Origin of the sequence: Microcoleus sp. B9-D4, from assembly GCF_036705105.1 — a bacterium.
Taxonomy (GTDB): Bacteria; Cyanobacteriota; Cyanobacteriia; order Cyanobacteriales; family Microcoleaceae; genus Microcoleus.
The window spans coordinates 30,531-49,428 of the sequence record NZ_JAUBTS010000044.1; the positions used below are offsets into that span (position 1 = coordinate 30,531).

Consider the following 18,898-nt stretch of genomic DNA (forward strand, 5'->3'; position numbering starts at 1 on the left):
TCCTCGATGCTTTCGGTCATTTCGGCAAAAGCCAGCTATGCTGAAGGCAGAAAGATCAAATATAAATAGGTAATCTCATATTATTGGTAGCTCAGCAATTTGTCAGGCCTTGCAGCAGCAATCAGTGTATTGTAGCTGGTGCAGTCTGTCTTCTCATCTGAGAAACTATAAACTATCAACAAATTTCTATTTTGGGAAGTTTCTAAGGGTAATAGAAGATGGACGGACAAACAGATCGTAACAGTCACGAAGAGCGATCGCAGCGCCAGGAATACTTCAAAGACACTGCTTTGGGTTTGGTATCCACCAAGAGTTTTCCGGCAATTGTGGGGACTGCTGACATGATGCTGAAGTCGGCAGGAGTGATTTTAGTAGGATACGAAAAAATTGGTTCCGGTCACTGTACCGCGATCGTCCGGGGCAGAATTTCGGATGTGCGTTTGGCTGTGGAAGCTGGAGCTCAAACTGCCGAACAGTTCGGGCAGTTTGTTTCTAAGTTGGTGATTGCTAGACCTTTGGCTAATTTGGAAGTGGTTTTGCCGATCGGCTTTCGCCTGACTGAACTTTCGGAAAAAGGCAGTTATTCTCGGCTTAGCAATCAGGCGATCGGTTTGCTCGAAACCCGGGGATTTCCGGCAATGGTGGGCGCTTGCGACGCTATGCTCAAATCCGCAGACGTACACTTGGCAGCTTACGAGAAAATTGGCGCCGGTTTGTGCACGGCAATTATTCGCGGTGCAGTTGCAGATGTAGCAGTAGCCGTAGAGGCAGGGATGTACGAAGCTGAGAGAATTGGCGAGTTGAACGCGGTGATGGTAATTCCGAGGCCTTTGGAAGATTTGGAACAAACTTTACCGCTGGCGAGTTGCTGGATCGAGCAGCGTAAACCTGTGATGATGCCCGTGTCGGTTAAGGAAAAGGAACAAGAATTGATCGAACTTCCAGATTTGGAGAAATTGAGAGTTTATGTGGAAGAGGAAATCAATCGGTAATTGCTAATTAGGCAACAAAAGTTTGTAGAGACGTACTGCCGCAAATACTGAGACGAAGTTTGTCAAAAAAATAGAGAGTTTACTCGGTAGGACTGCTGGCAACAATTTATACTGAGTAGCGGTCTCAAACTGAATTTGCCGATCGAGCCGATCGCCGCCGCATCAAGAAACACAGAGCACCAAGTAAAACTAGACTTTTGAGATCAAGTCGATCGGGTAAACAATCGAACTGACTAAGTAAATCCAGCCGAGGTGCAGAGCCTTTCAACAAAATTTAACTACTGTTAAAATAAACCCAAAATCCTGTTTACGGTAGATTGCCGGGAATTATTGAAGAGTTACTCTGACCCCAGGTGGATGCTCTTTCAACAGATTAACGGCTGTCGAACTCAAAACTGACTGCACAGGAATCAACCCCCAGAATCAAGCACTCCTGAAAGTTGACCTATGAACCTCAAACAATTTTACAAGCGCGGTTTGCACAGCGCCAAGAAAGGAAACTATGAAGCGGCACTTGAGGACTTCGATCAGATACTGCAAGTCAATCCCGCCGATGCCAAAGCCTATAACAATCGCGGCTTGGTTTACTATTACATGAAAGACTACCAAAAAGCGATCGCAGACCTCAGCCAAGCCCTAGATATCAATCCTAATTTCTTCGAGGCTTACTTGAATCGAGGCAATGCTTGGCGTCATCTCGGAGAACACGAAAAAGCCATTGACGATCTAAACTGTGCTTTAGCAAATAAGCCTAACAGCCACGCTATCTACAACAACCGGGGACTTGTACTTGCTAATTTAGGAAACTACGAAGAAGCAATAGAAGACTACAATCGAGCTCTATCTATCAATTCCAACAATTATAAAACCTATTACAACCGGGGGCGCGCTTACTACCTTTTGGGAGAAAAAGAGGCAGCAACGGAAAACTTTAACGAAACGCTGCGGTTGAATCCTAAATATATCAAAGCATACATAAATCGAGGTCTCTGTTACCACCAATTAGGAGACAATACGCAGGCGATGGCCGATTACAACATTGCACTCGCCATCGATCCACAAAATGTTTATGCCTATTATAACAGAGGTTGCGTTCGCTATAAATTAAAACAAATGCAGTTGGCAATTGAAGACTTTGACCAAGCAGTAAAACTCGATCCGAACTATGTTAAAGCTTATCTCAACCGGGGTTTAGCGCTGTATAAACTTGGAGATGTTGCGGCAGCAAATAAGGATTTTTACCACGTAATGTGCATTAATGCTGAAGCTTATGTATACTACCAAGCCCAGCGGTGCACGCCTGATATTAATTCATACTTCAAGGAAGCGCCGCAGGTAGAACTTAATAATGCTGCCGAATACTACAACACAACATTAAATACGATGTCAACTTCCTTAAGTTCCGCAGCATTAAACGCGGTATGGAATCAAGAAGATTTGGAGAACAGAGAATCGATTATCTGTGAAGGTGAATTTATTAATGATTGATTTAGTCAGTAGTCATTAGTCAGTAGTCATTAGTCATTAGAATTATTGCATAAATCATTGAGCGACAGGAAAACGGCTGATGCAACGCAGAGGCATTTAAAGATACTTTGTGAATGTATGCAATTCAAGTCTAATGAGTTATATCAATTCCGGTTGCACCGTCGGTGATTGTGGACTGTTGACTGTTGACTGTTGACTGTAGAAGGAGGGGTGGAAAAACTCAAGGGTTGAGTGTTAACTGTTGACTGGATTTTATTATTGCGATGCAACCGGAAACGATGTCAGCAGTCATTACTCATTCGTCATTAAGTAGGTCATCGTAAAAAAACAATACCTCAGAAACCCGGTTGCTTCGTATCTTTATCGTGCAATACGGTTCAGTTAAAACTGTTTATTCTTCGGAGATCCCCCTAAATCCCCCTGATTGTTGGGGGACTTTGAGTAAGTTCTTGTCCCCCCCTTCTTAAGGGGGGCTAGGGGGGATCGGGCTTAACTGAACCGTATTGATTTATCGTGAGTCGTCGCAAAATCTCGTAGAAACCAGGTTTCTAGCCCCCTGCGTAAGCCATGCTCAAGAGGTTTTTAACGCGGATTGGGTAACAGTTAACAATTAAAGTCCTTACGGCCAACAAACAGCAAGGACTTTAATTATTTATTCCTGAGTTTTAAGGACGAATGTCCTTACTACACAGGTTAAATAGTTGCCATCACTTCACGCGCTGCCGCCAAAGTTCGATCGATATCTTCCTCAGTATGAGCCAAAGAAGTAAATCCCGCCTCAAACTGCGAAGGAGCCAGATAAATACCGTGCTCCAACATTCCCCGGTGAAAGCGGCTGAACTTCGTCAAATCCGACTTCTTCGCATCCTCGTAATTGTGAACCGGGCCAGCCGCAAAAAACAAGCCAAACATCCCGCTAATTTGCCCGCCCCAAGCCGCGTGTCCCGCTTCCTTAGCAATTTTTAGCAATCCGTCAGACAGTTTTTTGGTAATCTTATCCAACTGTTCGTAAGTGCCGGGTTTTTGTAGCAATTCCAAAGTCTTAATCCCAGCAGTCATCGCCAAAGGATTTCCCGAAAGCGTACCCGCTTGATACATCGGCCCAGCAGGAGCCACCATCCCCATAATATCCCGCCTTCCCCCGTAAGCTCCCACCGGCAAACCGCCACCGATAACTTTACCCAAAGTAGTCAAATCCGGGGTGACACCGAATCTTTCCTGAGCTCCGCCGTAGGCGATGCGGAAACCGGTCATTACTTCATCAAAAACTAACAAAGCACCGTTATCTTTAGTAATTTCCCGCAAACCTTCGAGAAAACCTGCATCCGGGGTAATAAAACCGGCATTCCCCACCACTGGTTCCAGAATTACGCCTGCTATCTCGCCGGGATTTTCGGCAAATAAAGCTTTGACTGCTTCTAAGTCATTGTAGGGAGCGTTGAGGGTATTGGCAGTAACGGATTTCGGGACGCCCGGAGAGTCAGGAAGGCCCAGAGTTGCGACGCCGGAACCGGCTTTTACCAAGAACATATCGGCGTGCCCGTGATAGCAGCCTTCAAATTTAATCAGTTTATCGCGTCCGGTGAAAGCTCGCATCAGCCGCAAAACGGCCATACAGGCTTCGGTGCCGGAGTTGACAAATCGCACCATTTCAATGCTGGGAACGGCATCGATGACCATTTCGGCGAGTACGTTTTCCAACAGCGATGGTGCGCCGAAACTCGTACCTTTTTCTAAAGATTCGTGCAAGGCTTTGATGACTTCCGGGTGGGCGTGGCCACAGATGGCTGGGCCCCAAGTGCCTACATAGTCAATGTATTGGTTTTCGTCAACATCCCAAATGTAAGCTCCTTTTACCCTGTCAAAGACGATGGGCTGTCCGCCTACGGATTTGAAGGCGCGGACGGGGGAACTGACGCCACCTGGCATCAACTTCTGGGCAGCAGCGAAAATTTCTTCTGATTTGGTCGTTTTCAAGGTTGTGGAAACCAATGTTTTCTCCTTAGTGAACGTCTGTTGTTGGTAGAATAATTTTATAGCCAGTTCAACATAAAGGTTAGGTCGATTCAAGGAAACTATTCTAGTAGATTTTAGGGTACAAACCAATGAGTAGCAATACTAGCTTGGGTTTTTCAGGCTTTGTAGCACCCACATCGTGAAGCGAAGCTATCCCGTAGGGAATCGCCCTAAAGTGTAATTTTTTGTAAAAGAGTTCTTGACAATTTACCCCTCCCTTGCTCAATCTTCTCTCTTCCTCTGCGTCCTCTGCGTTCTCTGCGGTTAATAAAAAAAACAATCTCCGACAGGAAAACGTTAATGTATATTACAAAGTTGAAATAAAATTATGTCTACCACTGATTTATCGAGTTTGAGCCGATCGATCCCAATTGAAAAGATTCGTTACGACGATCGCGGTTTAGTGCCTGCGATCGTCCAAGATTATTTGGACGGTACGGTGTTAATGATGGCCTGGATGAATCGGGAGTCGCTGCAAAAAACGCTCTCTACCGGGCAAACTTGGTTCTGGAGTCGATCGCGCGCCGAATTTTGGAACAAAGGGGCGACTTCGGGACACATTCAAAATGTCAAAGGGCTGCGTTACGACTGCGATAGCGATGCTTTGCTAATCACTGTCGAACAAGTTGGAGATATTGCTTGTCACAAAGGAGAAAGAAGTTGTTTTCACCAAGTTGATGGGGAAATTTCACCGCCGCCAGGGGATATGTTATCTCAATTATTTGCGGTAATTTGCGATCGGCGCGACAATCCTAACGAAAGTTCTTATACTTGCAAATTGTTCGAGGGGGGCGACAACAAGATTCTCAAGAAAATTGGCGAAGAGTCGGCGGAAGTTGTGATGGCTTGCAAAGATGACGACAAAGAGGGGATTGCTGGGGAAGTTGCGGATTTATTTTATCACGCTTTGGTTGCTTTGGCTCACCATCAAGTTGATTTAAGAGCAGTTTACCGCAAATTGGGCGATCGACGAAAATAATCGGTAATTGGTAATTGGGAATTGGTATAGCCTTTTTCACAAAGATGAGGTATGCACAAATTAATTAACACTTCCTCAATCCCCCAATCTCAACTTGTACCTCATATTTTCTCAAACTTCTCTAGGTAAGGGCGGGTTCACCAACAATATTTGCCACTCACAGACAAGAGAAATAAACCCGCCCCGCCCCATGCAGAGGCTATATTTTTCCGACTCTAGAAACTAAAAGTTGTGCGTAGGACTCCCACCCCTACGGTGTCATTATCCTTAGTTCCTTCAGGATTGAACAGCACAAAAGCTCCGGGTGTAATGCTGATATTATCGTTGACTTTGAAGCGGTAATAAGCTTCTAAATGGTAAGGAGTTGCTTTGTTTTGCTGAAAACGAGCACCGCCACTTACTGAATCGCGATCGAGTGGCTGTCCAAACAGAATACCTGCATTATTGCCCTGTGCGAACAAATCTCGGAAATGGAAACCTACCATCCAACTGTTGAAAGTTGTAGAAGCATTGCTTCTTTCAGCATCAGCAATTATCCAACCTCCATAGGTAGAAACAGCTAATTTCGGAGAAAGCCGCCAAGTTGCAGTACCGCCAAACGAATTCATCCTCACCCCGCCGCTAACGGGTTGTCTATCTCTTCCCAAAATTGAACCCAAATCCGCATCAGATAATCCTGTGGCAAGAATATTCAATTGGTGGCGACTGTAAGCGTAATTTAAACCTATGTCGATACTGCTGGTTGGTTTAATAGTTAACTGCGCCGCAGCAACGGTACTGCCATTAAATAAACCCGCTCCTAACGGAGTAGCTGGAAAGCCTAAATCGTTTGGCAAAGCAGCATTTACACTGCCGTACAAAGCTGTCAGATTGAGCTTTTTGGAAATGTTCCAAATAAACCCGCCTGCCGATGCCAAACCGCTGCCAGAAGTGCCACCGGATACGCGAACTACAGGGTTGTAAGCTGCAAATCTAGAGACGGCTTCTTGCCCTTCTCCAGCAAAGGGAGTAATTGCTTGAAAAGCGTCGGAAGTTTCGGCTTTCGGGCCGGCAAATAAAGTGATGCTGTTAGAAACTGGAAAGACGTAAAGCAGCTTGTAAAGTTCAACAGCATTGGCGTCAATGCTAGATAGAGTCTGAGGATTAATTCCGGGAAATTGCGGTTCAAAACTCAGTTTTGCTTGACTATCGGACAAACCGCTAAATGCTCCTGTTGACAAACCTAAATTAGGGCCGAAGCTGCGAATGTTGTAAGATTGCAAGCCAGTTATCAGCGTATCTTTGCCTGTAAAACTGGTCAGCAGATTCAAGCGCAATCGGTAGTTTAAGACTGTTTCAGTCTCCCTGCGATTGTTTTTGGTAGTGTCGGCAACGCTAAAAATTGCTTCCCCGCTGAGTTTAGTTGTTGTCGAAAATTGATTGGCTTCGAGTTCGGCGGTACGGGATTCTAAAGCATCGACTCGACCCCGCAAAGTGGCTAATTCTGCTGCAAATTCTTCTTGCAATCTTTGCAGTTTGCTTAAGTCTTCCTTGGTTGCTAAGTTGGTTGTACCTGATTTAATTAGCTCAGTAACTTTATCCAAGCAAGCGTTTAAACCGGCGGCAAATTCGTAGCGAGTCATTGCCCGATTGCCTCGGAATGTGCCGTCTGGATATCCTGCTATGCAGCCGTATCTTTCTACTAGAGATTGCAGGGCTTGAAAGGCCCAGTCCGTCGGGCGCACGTCGGATAGTTGAGATACAGATGTTACTTGTTGTAGTTCGATCGACTCATCGGTTTCGCTGTTGGTTGCTGCGGGTTCTAAGGCACTGCTATTTTCGATTTGGGCCAACTTTTGGGCAGTAGAAGTTTCTGTTGGTACTGGCGCAGATATGCCTGTTTGGGCAATAGCTGGTGCGGCTGGGTTTTGGGCAGGAATGATTGATGTTTCTGCCGTAAATTCTGCTGGTGTCTGCGGGTTTTGGGAAGGGGTAACAGATATTTCTTCTGTAAGTGAGGCTGGCTCTGGGTTGGCTGGTTTTTCAGCTAACTTTAATGAGTTTTCCGGCGTATTTTCTGCGGTAAATGTTGCTGTTTGTCGCCGATTGAGTTGAGGGCTGTCTTGGGGGAGAGGGGCGAGTTCCTTGGCTGTTGAGATGGGGATCTCGCCCGTGTTTTCAACTTCCACCGCATCGGCGGGTTTTAATTCATCTATGCCCGGAATTTTGACCGGATTGTCAACACTACTTGTATTCAGGCTGATTTCAGTCTCTAATTCTTTCAATCCTTCAGTACCTAATGTCTGTTTCTGAGGGACGAGAGGCATCGCTGCCAATGGTAGAGAACCGACAAGTAGATAAACTAAGCCTATTGCGCTAGCACTAAAGAGTAAATGTGCTTTCATTACAACTCCTCACAAAATAGATTGTAAAATTGCTTTTACGTTTCGAGAATTATAAATCTATTTGGCATCCACAACTACAAATTATTTAATTAATAATTATTATATTATTCATCATATCGAGTACAATAACATATCACAAAACAATTATTTAGGCAACTCTTTTTTTAAGATTCAATCGAGCCTCTGTAAAAAAAGGGATGATAGATTATCACGGAATAGGTATTTAGGCAATTATTTTTTCAACATTCGATCGAGCTTTTGCAAAATAAAAATAGCCGCGCCCACACTCAAAGCCAAACCCAACCAAAAATTATCCGCCGCCCATTTACCTCTATCCAAAGCCAAACCGCCCAGCGGTGGCCCGATTAAATAGCCGATCGCCCAACACTGAGAACTAACCGCCAAATACACGCCCCGCAAAGACTCCGGCGCTAAATCCACCACCAAAGCCGAAGCAAAAGGCGTATAAGCAACAGTCGCAACCGACAAAAAGCTCAAGCCTAAAACAGCTAAAAATAGATTGCCAGTTGCAGCCATTCCCGTCAAGCCGATCGCGATAAATCCCATTCCCCATAGCAGCGCAGAAATCATCAAAGCTTTCGGATGGGAAAACGGCCTCAAAGCTTTAACAACTGGCAGTTGCAAAGCCACAGTTAAAAACGTGCTAAAAGCAAACAAAACGGTAATTGTACCTGTTGAAAAGCCTGTTCCCGTCCCCACCGCGACAAACTTGCTAAAGTACAGCGGCATTGTCGTTTGGATTTGGGAAATATATAATGTGAACAGGGTATTTACTAAAGCATAAACTAGAAGACTTCGATCGCTCAGCGCCACCATCCAGCCATTTTCCCGATTCTTTTTGCCTCTATCCGCTGAATTAACTGGTTTGTAGGTTTCGGCGATCGCGATCGCAACTACTGCAAACAGCACTAAAAACGAGATACCATCAATAATAAAGAGCGATCGATAATTACCAGTTACCTCAATCAACAAACCGCCCAAAATAATCCCAACTTGCAAACCCAAATTATCAGCAAGCCGCGTCAAAGCAAAAGCTTCCTGTCGCTGTTCGCCCTCAGTTAAATCCGCCACCATCGTCTCGGTTGGAGGCCAATACAAACCCACACCAAAACCCATCAGTAAATTGCCCGCAATTAAGCCGGGGAAATCATTAGTCCCCGCCAGTATAAAAGAAGCTGCAGCCGAAATAATTGTCGCCAGCAATAAAGTTCGCCGCCTTCCCCAAAATTTAGAATCGCAAAAAGAACCGCCCAAAATTCTGCCGAATATTCCTGAAACTGAACCGCTACCCAAACCAATCCCAACAGCAGTAGCAGATAAACCGACGCGATCGACAAAAAATATCGGCGCGTAAAATAAAGTAAAGCCGGTGCCGCTTTGGGAGAGGAATCTGCCGGCGGCAAGAATCCAGACTTGAGAGGGGAGACGGGGCAACCAAGAGGATAATTGAAATTTAGGCATATACACTTAAATTAGGAGTTATTTCTGGACCCGGAAACCTGGTTTTTTATAAAAAATACGTTACGGTGTTTAATCAGGGTCAAAAACAGATGTCTTGGGTCGCAGTGCATAAGTCCTGTGAGTAATTATTAATTTATTCCGTACTTTTTCCGAATTAGTATTAGTTAACCGAGGTGATGACAAACATAAGTGAGCTTAACAATTCTTCAGCGTCTGTTACACAAAAGTTACCATTAATTTAAAAATACTTAACACGATTTTATAAAAAAGTTAGTTAAACTCTAGAAAAGGCAGAAGAAAATTTTAGAGGCTCAATTATATGACAGCTATTACAACATCAAGAGTGGAATCAATCAAACCGCGCTGGCAAGCAATTGTCATGGTTGCCCTAATTTTCTGGCTCAGCGTTAGCCTGATTTTGGATCTAGTAATTATGCCGAGTCTCTACGTATCTGGCATGACGACATCACCCGAGTTTGCAACGGCCGGGAATTTAATGTTCTGGGGATTCAACCGCGTTGAGTTAATCTGTTCGGGCCTGGTGGCAACGGGTTTGATGGTTTTGAGCAATTTAGTCGGTGACTTCGGCAAGCGCAGCCGCACAGCAATTTTATTATCATTGGTACTTCTGACGATCGCCCTGATTGACACCTACGCCCTGACACCCCAAATGAGCGCCTTGGGAATGCAGCTAAATCTGTTCGATTCCGCAGCAGAAGTGCCCGCCGGGATGAATCTACTGCACCAAGGCTATTTTGCATTGGAAGCGCTGAAGTTGGCTGTCGCCGGTACACTGCTGGGCTGGTGCTACCAAAACCAAGTTTAATCAACGATAAAAATTGATTTGTAGTAAGGAATTTAGTCCTGATTTCTGAGTCCCCCTCTGCGGGGACTTTGTTTATGTAGGAGCGGTTTCAACCGCCTAGTCTCTCAGATTATTCCGGTAAATCTGCTTTTGGCCACAGCAGGCGCAAGCCCATCACCGCAAATCCGATCGCCGCGAGCCCCTTTACCAGCCTCTCCGGCAACACCTCTGCCGTGCTGAAGCCAATGCCCACGCCGATTAAACTCGCCAGCAACAGCGCCGACGCCGTACCAAAAAATACAGCCCGCGGCGAGTTACAACTGCTGCCCAGGGCGATCGCAGCTAATTGACTTTTGTCTCCCAATTCTGACAAAAACACTGTAATAAAACTGATTCCCAAAAGTTGCCAGTCCATGTTTTTTTAGTTCTTAGTTAGCTATTGTAGAAATCTACGACTTACCGACAAGGCAGACAATTAACCCAGCACTTCCCACAGCAAAACCGCCGAAATTGCCAGTAAAATCACTCCGGCTGCTCTCTCCAAAGTTCTCGGAGCAATCCGACTAGCCAGCCACCTTCCCAGCAACACCCCCAGCAAACTGGTTGCTATCAAAGCCGAACCCGCACCCGCAAACACGATCCAAGGATTTCGAGATTCAGCCGTCATCAACAAAACTGCGAGCTGAGTTTTGTCTCCAATTTCAGCTAAAAAAATAGTTGCAAAAGTCGAAGCAAAAATTGCCCAGTGCTTGGGCTTCAGTTTCTTTTGTTCCTGACAAATATCGGGATTTACACTCACTGAGAGTTCAGCGGGCTCCGGGGTTAAAGCAGCACAAATCTCAGTAACCTCTTTTATTTGTAGTTGTACCTGTTGTGGCAAATCATAATTGAGGTTTACTGAGTCAGAAGCAGACAAGCTTGGCGGAACAGAATCAAGTTTCACGGGCAATGAGTGCTAAACGCTATTTATTTTTGACTTGTACTTTTGATTCTAACTCTCTCGGTGCCTGCTTTTACCAAACCAGGGTCAATCGATTTTAGATTTTAGATTTTAGATTTTAGATTTTAGAATTGAAGCATTGAAGGATTGACCCCACGGATAAATACGTTCGGCAAGTTTCATCGGATACAGGTTTTTTATTTCTGGATCCTGAGTTTGCGCGTTGGAATGAATCACGTGGCGGGTATCCTGGATGCTTGATTTTCATCTTTTTCCCCCGATATTTCAGCAACTGGTTCCTGGAACCACTCACCGCACCCACAAAGGGATACAAGCCCCCAGATTTATCTGTCGAGTCAATCTAAAATCTAAAATCTAAAATCTAAAATTGACTGGCTGACTGGTTCATGTGCCGTAAGTTCGATCGCCCGCATCTCCCAAACCAGGTACAATAAAGCCCTGTTCGTTGACTATTTCGTCGATCGTTGCCGTATAAATCATCAAACTTGGGTACTCTGCACTCAGCCTCTTCAAAGCCGGAGGAGCAGCCACCACAGAGATAATCCGAATCAAGCTCGGATCAATTCCCCGTGCAGTCAATTCCTGCATAGTCGCTATAATCGTCCCACCAGTCGCCAGCATCGGCTCGCTAATTATCACCCGCGTTTCCGGGTTAAACTGCGCCGGCAATTTGTTCAAATAACAAGTCGGTTGCAGCGTCTCCTCATTTCTTGCCATACCGAGGTGGTAAACCGAAGCCAGCGGCACAACCGTCTGAATTCCTTCGAGCAGTGACAAACCTGCCCGCAAAATCGGTACCACAACTAACGGAGCTTCTGGGTTGATAAAAGTCGCCGGACATTCTGCCAAAGGCGTTTGCACCGTTGTTTCCACTGTCGGCAGCCATTCTCGAATCGCCTCGTAAGCCAGCCACCTTCCCAATTCTGTCATCGCAGAACGAAAAAGTACCGATGGGGTGGCGGCGTCGCGGGCAACAGCCAGCCAGTGTTTAATTAATGGATGTGGAGGAACGTAAACGCGCAGTTGCAGGGACATTAGGAAATTGGGGAGATTGCTAGGTTTGAGGGATTTTATGCGGTGCGATCGATCTGCTTCGAGGGCTTCCCCAACAGGCGATCGATCGCTCTGTGCAACTTATCACATCCTTGAGGGCGCATACAAGCCAGAGATTGAGTTAGAACGCATTCGCCGATCGACCTCCATCCGCTTATTGAAATATTTTTCTAATAGTATTGACATTAATTAGCAACAAGGCTATAGTAATTTTTAGTGTTCTCCTCTCAAAGGATCGGCAGACGGGGGCAGTCGGCAATGGTAGACTGTTCCCGCATTTTTTTTGGGAAGCAGGGGCATCGGCCAAACAGGGCATCGGCCAAACAGGGCATCGGCCAAACAGGGCATCGGGCATTGCCGAACTTCGGTCTTCTTGACATCCGTTACAGCCGCTACATAATCCGTTGCCGAACTTCTTGCTTCGGGAGCGATCGACTGTAAAATCATAGAATTATTAAGATTTTTAACCGAATGTCAGCTCCTACCCAATCCCAGTTATTTTCTCCCAACTCCCGCCCAACAGAGCAAGAGTTTGATGTAATTGTCATCGGTTCCGGCATTGGTGGACTGGTGACAGCCACCCAGCTAGCCGCTAAGAAAGCCAAAGTTTTAGTGCTCGAAAGCTATACAATTCCGGGGGGTAGCGCTGGATATTTCGATCGAGAAGGCTACAGATTCGATGTCGGCGCCTCCATGATTTTTGGTTTCGGACAGCGTGGCACCACCAACCTCCTCACCCGCGCCCTGAAAGCAGTCAACGTCACCTTAGAAACCATTCCCGACCCCGTACAGCTTCACTATCACTTACCCAGCGGCTTGGAACTTGAAGTTCCCCAGGCTTATGACAAATACTTGCAAGAATTAACTGACAGGTTCCCTCACGAACGCGAAGGAATCCACAAATTTTACGGCGAATGCTGGAACGTCTTCAACTGCCTCAACGGCATGGAATTGCTATCCCTAGAAGAACCCGGATATCTGGTTCGAGTCTTTTTTCAGAATCCTTTAGCCTGTTTGGGATTAGTAAAATATCTACCTCAAAATACTGGCGACATTGCGCGGCGCTACATAAAAGACCCTACTTTGCTGAAATTTATCGACATGGAATGCTACTACTGGTCTGTAGTACCCGCAGACTTGACGCCGATGATTAATGCCGGAATGGTATTTTCCGACAGACATTACGGTGGCATCAATTATCCCAAAGGCGGAGTCGGTCAAATCGCCCAAAAATTAGTAGAAGGATTAGAAAAATGCGGCGGGAAAATTCAATACAAAGCTAAGGCGAAAAAAATTATAACAGAAAACGGCCGCGCTGTCGGAGTCGAGCTAGCAACCGGCGAAGTTTACCGCGCCAAGCGGATAGTTTCTAACGCCACGCGGTGGGATACTTTTGAAAAATTGCTGCCCGCAGAAGAGATGCCAGCTAGCGAGAAGAAATGGCAGCAGCGCTATCAAAAAGCCCCCAGTTTCTTGAGTTTGCATTTGGGAGTGGAAGCAAGCGTAATCCCTGCGGGTAGTGCCTGCCACCACATTTTGTTAGAAGATTGGGACAAAATGGAAGCGGCGGAGGGAACTGTTTTGGTGTCAATTCCGACGGTGCTCGACCCGGATTTAGCTCCTGCAGGATATCACATCGTTCACGCTTTTACTTCGAGTTGGATGGAAGAGTGGGAAGGACTTTCGCAGCAGGAATATGAGGAGAAAAAGGAAGAGGCCGCAGGGAGAATTATTGAAAGATTAGAAAAGATTTTTCCCGGTTTAGATGCCGGTTTGGATTATATGGAAGTTGGGACAGCGCGTTCTCACCGCCGCTTTTTGGGGCGCGAAGACGGAACTTACGGCCCGATTCCGCGACAGAAGCTAATGGGTTTGCTGGGAATGCCGTTTAATCGAACTTCTATGCCTGGTTTGTATTGTGTGGGTGACAGTACGTTTCCCGGACAGGGTTTAAATGCGGTGGCGTTTTCTGGGTTTGCTTGCGCGCACCGAATAGCGGTTGATTTGGGTTTTTAGTGGTAATGGTAGGGTGCGTCAATCGATTTTAGATTTTAGATTTTAGATTTTAGATTGACTTGCGCGAGATAAATGCGGGGGGGCTCTTCTGATTTTCGATTTTCGATTTGGGATTGATTCCACGGATAAATCACGTGGCGGGTACCACCTTTGAAATTCGTGGTCAGATTGTTCGCTTGAAATACGAGAGAAAATGTGAGGGTCCGGGGCAGCATACAAAAAGACTAAAAACCCGGTTTCTGGAGAGAAACCGGGTTTTTAAACTGAAAATTGGCGTTTTCCATTCTTTTAACGAGTTTACTGGTCGTAGCTGCCGCCGACGCCGATTTGGGTATTGTAGATTTTGGCCTCAGTGATGGTCATATCTTCCATTGAGGCGCCGGATACGTCAGCGGTGTTAATGATAGCTGCGGTTAGATTTGCCCGATCGAGGTCTGCGTCATTTAAACTGGCATTAGTCAGGAAAACTTGGGTTAAATTAGCACCCGTCAAGTTAGCACCCGTCAAGTCTGCGCCTTCGAGGTTGGCACTAGATAGGTTTGCGCCTCGTAAATTTGCTTCTCTCAAATCAGCACCAATTAAATGAGCTCCCATTAAATCTGCTCCTGACAAGTCGCACTGAAAACATTGCCCCGTTGACAATAACTGTTTGACGTGAGCGGGATTTTCAGCGCGAGCCGGGCCTGCCAACAGTAGGGGAGTAATTAAAAAAGTAGCGGCTAATAGATTGCGTTTCATAATCCCTTTTCCTCACAGACTCTGTATTCAAGTTCTTGTCTTGATATCTACAATCTTACCACGGTTGTTTTCGCAAGTTGCGATCTAATTCACAGCTTGGCTGTGATATCGATTGCCCTCAACAACGCATAGATGGTCTCTACCAGCTTGCCAAACCTAATTTCGCAAAACTTAACACTGCCGAACTTAATACAGTGCCTTTTTGTAGTAACCTTTTCTAGGTTAGCTCGGATAGGCAACAGATGCGTCTTTCTGAAGATGGAGATGATTCGCAATGCTATGGATGATTTTAGCTGCGATCTTATCGCAAAAAGTTTACAAAAAATACCTGGTTTTTAATAAAAGTGTCACGAGACAGAAAATTTAATTTAAAATAAAGATAAGCTTATAACTTTATAGGTAGAGGAAAAGCAGTCACAGGCCCGATCCCCAGCCCAAGCTCGGCTGCATTTTTAACAATAAATTTTAATTAGGTCTCAGCAGCGCCGTAAAAATCCACCTAGTGCTTGGAAATCAGCACCTTTTTGGAATGTCGCAGAATCAACGCGATCGCAAAACTCAATTAAATATGCTCAAAAACGATTCATCCAAGTATCTGCCAACCTTAGCTCAAGTAATTGACCGCTACCCCTTGACAGTGGCGCCCGATACCCCACTAGCAGAAGTAATTACCCTGATGGGGCAACGGCGCCCAAGTTGCTCTCTAAACGCAGAGATTCCACCAACCGATATCTATCAGCAACTAACAGAAATCGCAAATCCCCCCACTAAGAGTGCATTCAGAGACGCGACAGGTATCTGCGTCTTTGTCGTGGAAAAATCACTCTTAAAATTATCCTCGCCCTGTGCTCCACATTCTCAATTGCAAGGAATCTTCACAGAAAGGGATCTTGTAGATTTGATTGCCTCGGGCAAAAACTTAAAAGGTGTCACCATCGCAGAAGTGATGAGGCAGCCTGCAGCAACTCTGACACAATCGGAGACTCAAGACATTTTCAGCGCCTTAATTCTGCTGGGGCAACGAAGAATTAAGCATCTGCCAATATTGGATAGTGAAGGTCAACTCTTAGGAGTAATTACGCCGGAAAGCATTCGCCAAGCCATGCTCAAACCGGCAAATATCTTAAAAATGCGCCGGGTGAAAGAAGTAATGACCGCACAAGTCATTCAAGCACCTCGCTCAGCGTCAGTTAGGAGTTTAGCTGAGTTGATGGCCGAGCACCGCGTTAGCTGCGTAGTAATTACTGAATCAACAGAATTATCGAGGGATTCACCGTTCCCTATTCCAGTAGGTATAGTCACAGAACGGGATATTGTGGAATTTCAAGCTTTAGATATAGATTTGTCGCAAACGATCGCCCAAACTGTGATGAGTACCCCTTTATTTAGCCTCAAGCAAGAAGACTCGCTGTGGGTAGCTCATCAGGAAATGCACCAGCGTTTAGTCCGCAGGTTGGTAGTAACGGGGGAACGCGGAGAACTAGAGGGAATAGTTACTCAAACCAACATACTGCGCGTACTTGACCCGATGGAAATGTCCGGGGCGATCGATGTTCTGCACGATTCAGTGACAGAAAGAACTAGGGAATTGCAAAAAGCGATCGCATCCCTCAGCTTGACTAACGCCAGACTAGAAAGCGAAATTGCTACCCGCGTTAGGGCCGAGGCCAGACTCCACCTTTTAGAATCTGCTGTAGTGAACGCTAACGACGCAATCGTGATTATGGATGCCGGAGATAGCGATATCTCCGACCCCACCATCATCTATACCAACGAAGCTTTTACCCAAATGACGGGCTACCTACCCGAAGAAATCATCGGACAAACCCCCAGTTGCTTGCGCGGCCCAGAAAGCGACCTCACCCAAGTCGATAAAATTCGCCGTGCTTTCTCTCGCCGAGAACCCCTACGCCTAGAATTGATCAACTACCGCAAAGACGGTTCAACTTATTGGGTGGAACTCAACAGCGTACCCATTGCCGACAACTCCGGGAACGTTACCCACTGGGTGTCGGTGCAGCGAGATATTACCGATCGCAAGCGCATGGAACAAGCATTTTTTGAAGAAAAAGAACTCGCGTTTGTTACTCTACAATCGATCGGCGATGCCGTAATCGCTACTGACGCCGACGGCTGTATTTCCACCCTGAATCCAGTTGCCGAAACACTCACGGGTTGGTCTACCTCGGAAGCTAAAGGTTTGCCCCTCGCCAGCGTGCTGAGAATAGTTGACGAAACTACCAGGCTGCCGATCGAAAATATCGCCGAAATCGCTTTGTCCGAAGGTCGGATTGTTGACCAAGGGCGCAACAATTTGCTGATTGCCCACAACAACACCGAATTTGCGATCGACCACTGCGTCGCCCCCATCCACGCTAGCAGCGGCGAAATTGTCGGGGCCGTCGTTGTGTTCCGAGATGTCACCCAAGTGCGAACTCAAGCGCGGCAACTCACCTGGCAGGCAACTCATGACCCCCTGACGCAATTAGTCAACCGCCGGGAATTTGAGTACCAGCTAGAGCACGCCCTACACGGCGCTCAAGGTTACGGGCAAGAACACGTAATGCTTTACCTGGATCTCGATCGCTTCAAAATAGTTAACGACACCTCCGGTCATGCTGCAGGGGACGAACTGCTTCGCCAAGTCAGCCAGCTATTTAAAAGCAATATCCACAAAACCGATATTTTGGCGCGTCTCGGCGGCGATGAATTTGCCGTACTCCTGTACAATCGTCCCGTCGAACGAGGATTGAATATTGCTGAAACGCTGCTGCGAAGCATTCAGGGCTTCCGCTTTGCGTGGCAGGACAAAACTTTTTCGATCGGCGTCAGTATCGGTTTGGTAGCAATCAATCCCAAAACAGTCTCGACATCTGCGATTTTGAGCGCGGCCGATATGGCCTGCTACGCTGCTAAAAATAAAGGTCGCAACCGGGTACAGGTTTATCAAGCCGGCGATCAAGAATTAATCAAACAGCACGGCGAAACCGAGTGGGTGGTGCAAATTCATCAAGCTTTAGAAGAGAATCGCTTTTGCTTGTACTCTCAGCCGATCGTACCTTTGCTCAACTCTCCAACCACCGGAACCCACTGCGAAATCCTCCTGCGCCTCCAGTTGGAAACTGGTGAGTTGGTGTCGCCGATGGCGTTTATTCCCGCTGCAGAACGCTACAACTTGATGCACGCGATCGACCGCTGGGTAATTCGCACGTTATTTAGCAATTTATCTAAAATTTTCACGGCCAATTTATTCGTCCAAGACCCTGCTGTAGGCAGCGATAAAATAGTTACCTTCCCTGCTTGCTCTCTTTTGTCTAATCCGCAATCCTTATTTGGCAAATATCCCAACCTTTATTCAATCAACCTTTCTGGGGACAGCCTCAACGAAGAAAAGTTTATCGAGTTTATTCAGGAACAGTTTTCTATCCATCAAATACCGCCCCAAATAATTTGTTTTGAAATTACCGAAACCGTGGCGATCGGTAATCTCAGCAAGGCAGCCAGCTTGATTTGGCAACTCAAAGAACTAGGCTGCCAGTTTGCCTTGGACGACTTCGGCAGCGGGATGTCTTCCTTTGCTTACCTGAAAAGCTTGCCGGTTGATTATCTCAAAATTGACGGCAATTTTATTAAGAATATTGCCGACAATCCTATTGATATCGCAATGGTGGAAGCTATTACCAAAATTGCTCACGTCATGGGAATTAAAACTATTGCCGAGTATGTTGAAAATCAAACAATTATGGATAAACTCAATGAACTTGGAGTAGATTACGCTCAAGGTTATCATTTGGGCAAGCCTCAACCTTGTAACTTCACATCTCCGATTTTAGAGGAAGTTTTGGGGGAGTTTCCTGTTAATTCTTTGGCTTTTGAGGCGAAGCTGGCTTGTTGAAGAAGGAAGTTCGGCAACGAGCAAGCAATGGGATTTAACGGATTTAAGGGAGGGATGTTGAGGGAACAAGGAAAAGGGAGATGTTAAGT

15 protein-coding genes are annotated in these 18,898 nt (G+C 46.1%); 7 read left to right on the forward strand and 8 right to left on the reverse strand.

The features are described 5' to 3' along the window. Positions 1–218 precede the first annotated feature (218 nt). Both QUB24_RS22865 and QUB24_RS22870 read left to right on the forward strand, forming a co-directional pair. Entirely contained in the window at positions 219–992 is a 774-nt protein-coding gene (locus QUB24_RS22865) for a BMC domain-containing protein (RefSeq protein WP_333101844.1), read from the forward strand. Positions 993–1,439: 447 nt separating this feature from the next. Continuing rightward, positions 1,440–2,480: a tetratricopeptide repeat protein gene (locus QUB24_RS22870; RefSeq protein WP_333155717.1), complete on the forward strand. Its 1,041-nt coding sequence runs from the start codon at positions 1,440–1,442 to the stop codon at positions 2,478–2,480. 693 nt (positions 2,481–3,173) lie between these two features. Here QUB24_RS22870 and hemL read toward each other — a convergent pair. Beyond that, positions 3,174–4,472 (reverse strand): glutamate-1-semialdehyde 2,1-aminomutase, encoded by a 1,299-nt coding sequence (gene hemL / locus QUB24_RS22875; RefSeq protein ID WP_333155718.1) that lies wholly within the window; start codon positions 4,470–4,472, stop codon positions 3,174–3,176. Between the two features lie 352 nt (positions 4,473–4,824). Between hemL and hisIE the strand changes: the two genes are divergently transcribed. Continuing rightward, entirely contained in the window at positions 4,825–5,475 is a 651-nt protein-coding gene (gene hisIE / locus QUB24_RS22880) for a bifunctional phosphoribosyl-AMP cyclohydrolase/phosphoribosyl-ATP diphosphatase HisIE (protein ID WP_333155721.1), read from the forward strand. A 215-nt stretch (positions 5,476–5,690) separates the two neighbouring features. On the opposite strand, the gene QUB24_RS22885 is transcribed toward hisIE, so the two are convergent. Beyond that, positions 5,691–7,859 carry an iron uptake porin gene (locus QUB24_RS22885; protein WP_333155723.1) on the reverse strand — a complete coding sequence of 723 codons (2,169 nt, stop codon included), beginning with the start codon at positions 7,857–7,859 and terminating at the stop codon, positions 5,691–5,693. A 231-nt stretch (positions 7,860–8,090) separates the two neighbouring features. Then, positions 8,091–9,341: an MFS transporter gene (locus QUB24_RS22890; protein WP_333155725.1), complete on the reverse strand. Its 1,251-nt coding sequence runs from the start codon at positions 9,339–9,341 to the stop codon at positions 8,091–8,093. A gap of 319 nt (positions 9,342–9,660) precedes the next feature. Here QUB24_RS22890 and QUB24_RS22895 point away from each other — a divergent pair, with 319 nt between their 5' ends. Then, positions 9,661–10,167, forward strand: a complete 507-nt coding sequence (locus QUB24_RS22895) for a hypothetical protein (RefSeq protein WP_333155728.1) — start codon at positions 9,661–9,663, stop codon at positions 10,165–10,167. A gap of 109 nt (positions 10,168–10,276) precedes the next feature. On the opposite strand, the gene QUB24_RS22900 is transcribed toward QUB24_RS22895, so the two are convergent. The 3 genes from QUB24_RS22900 to upp all read right to left on the reverse strand — a co-directional run bounded on the left by QUB24_RS22900 (position 10,277) and on the right by upp (position 12,142). After that, entirely contained in the window at positions 10,277–10,561 is a 285-nt protein-coding gene (locus tag QUB24_RS22900; protein ID WP_333155729.1) for a TMEM165/GDT1 family protein, read from the reverse strand. Between the two features lie 60 nt (positions 10,562–10,621). Next, entirely contained in the window at positions 10,622–11,089 is a 468-nt protein-coding gene (locus QUB24_RS22905) for a TMEM165/GDT1 family protein (protein WP_333155731.1), read from the reverse strand. Positions 11,090–11,491: 402 nt separating this feature from the next. Continuing rightward, positions 11,492–12,142 (reverse strand): uracil phosphoribosyltransferase, encoded by a 651-nt coding sequence (gene upp, locus QUB24_RS22910; protein WP_333155732.1) that lies wholly within the window; start codon positions 12,140–12,142, stop codon positions 11,492–11,494. Positions 12,143–12,149: 7 nt separating this feature from the next. Here upp and QUB24_RS22915 point away from each other — a divergent pair, with 7 nt between their 5' ends. Then, positions 12,150–12,353 carry a hypothetical protein gene (locus tag QUB24_RS22915; RefSeq protein ID WP_333155734.1) on the forward strand — a complete coding sequence of 68 codons (204 nt, stop codon included), beginning with the start codon at positions 12,150–12,152 and terminating at the stop codon, positions 12,351–12,353. A gap of 20 nt (positions 12,354–12,373) precedes the next feature. Here the strand turns inward: QUB24_RS22915 and QUB24_RS22920 are convergent, their stop codons facing one another. Next, positions 12,374–12,607 carry a hypothetical protein gene (locus QUB24_RS22920; protein ID WP_333155735.1) on the reverse strand — a complete coding sequence of 78 codons (234 nt, stop codon included), beginning with the start codon at positions 12,605–12,607 and terminating at the stop codon, positions 12,374–12,376. Between the two features lie 24 nt (positions 12,608–12,631). Here QUB24_RS22920 and crtH point away from each other — a divergent pair, with 24 nt between their 5' ends. After that, entirely contained in the window at positions 12,632–14,176 is a 1,545-nt protein-coding gene (gene crtH / locus QUB24_RS22925) for a carotenoid isomerase (protein WP_333155737.1), read from the forward strand. A 297-nt stretch (positions 14,177–14,473) separates the two neighbouring features. On the opposite strand, the gene QUB24_RS22930 is transcribed toward crtH, so the two are convergent. Further along, positions 14,474–14,914: a pentapeptide repeat-containing protein gene (locus QUB24_RS22930; protein ID WP_333155739.1), complete on the reverse strand. Its 441-nt coding sequence runs from the start codon at positions 14,912–14,914 to the stop codon at positions 14,474–14,476. 529 nt (positions 14,915–15,443) lie between these two features. Here QUB24_RS22930 and QUB24_RS22935 point away from each other — a divergent pair. Beyond that, positions 15,444–18,809 carry an EAL domain-containing protein gene (locus QUB24_RS22935; RefSeq protein ID WP_333155741.1) on the forward strand — a complete coding sequence of 1,122 codons (3,366 nt, stop codon included), beginning with the start codon at positions 15,444–15,446 and terminating at the stop codon, positions 18,807–18,809. Positions 18,810–18,898 lie beyond the last annotated feature (89 nt).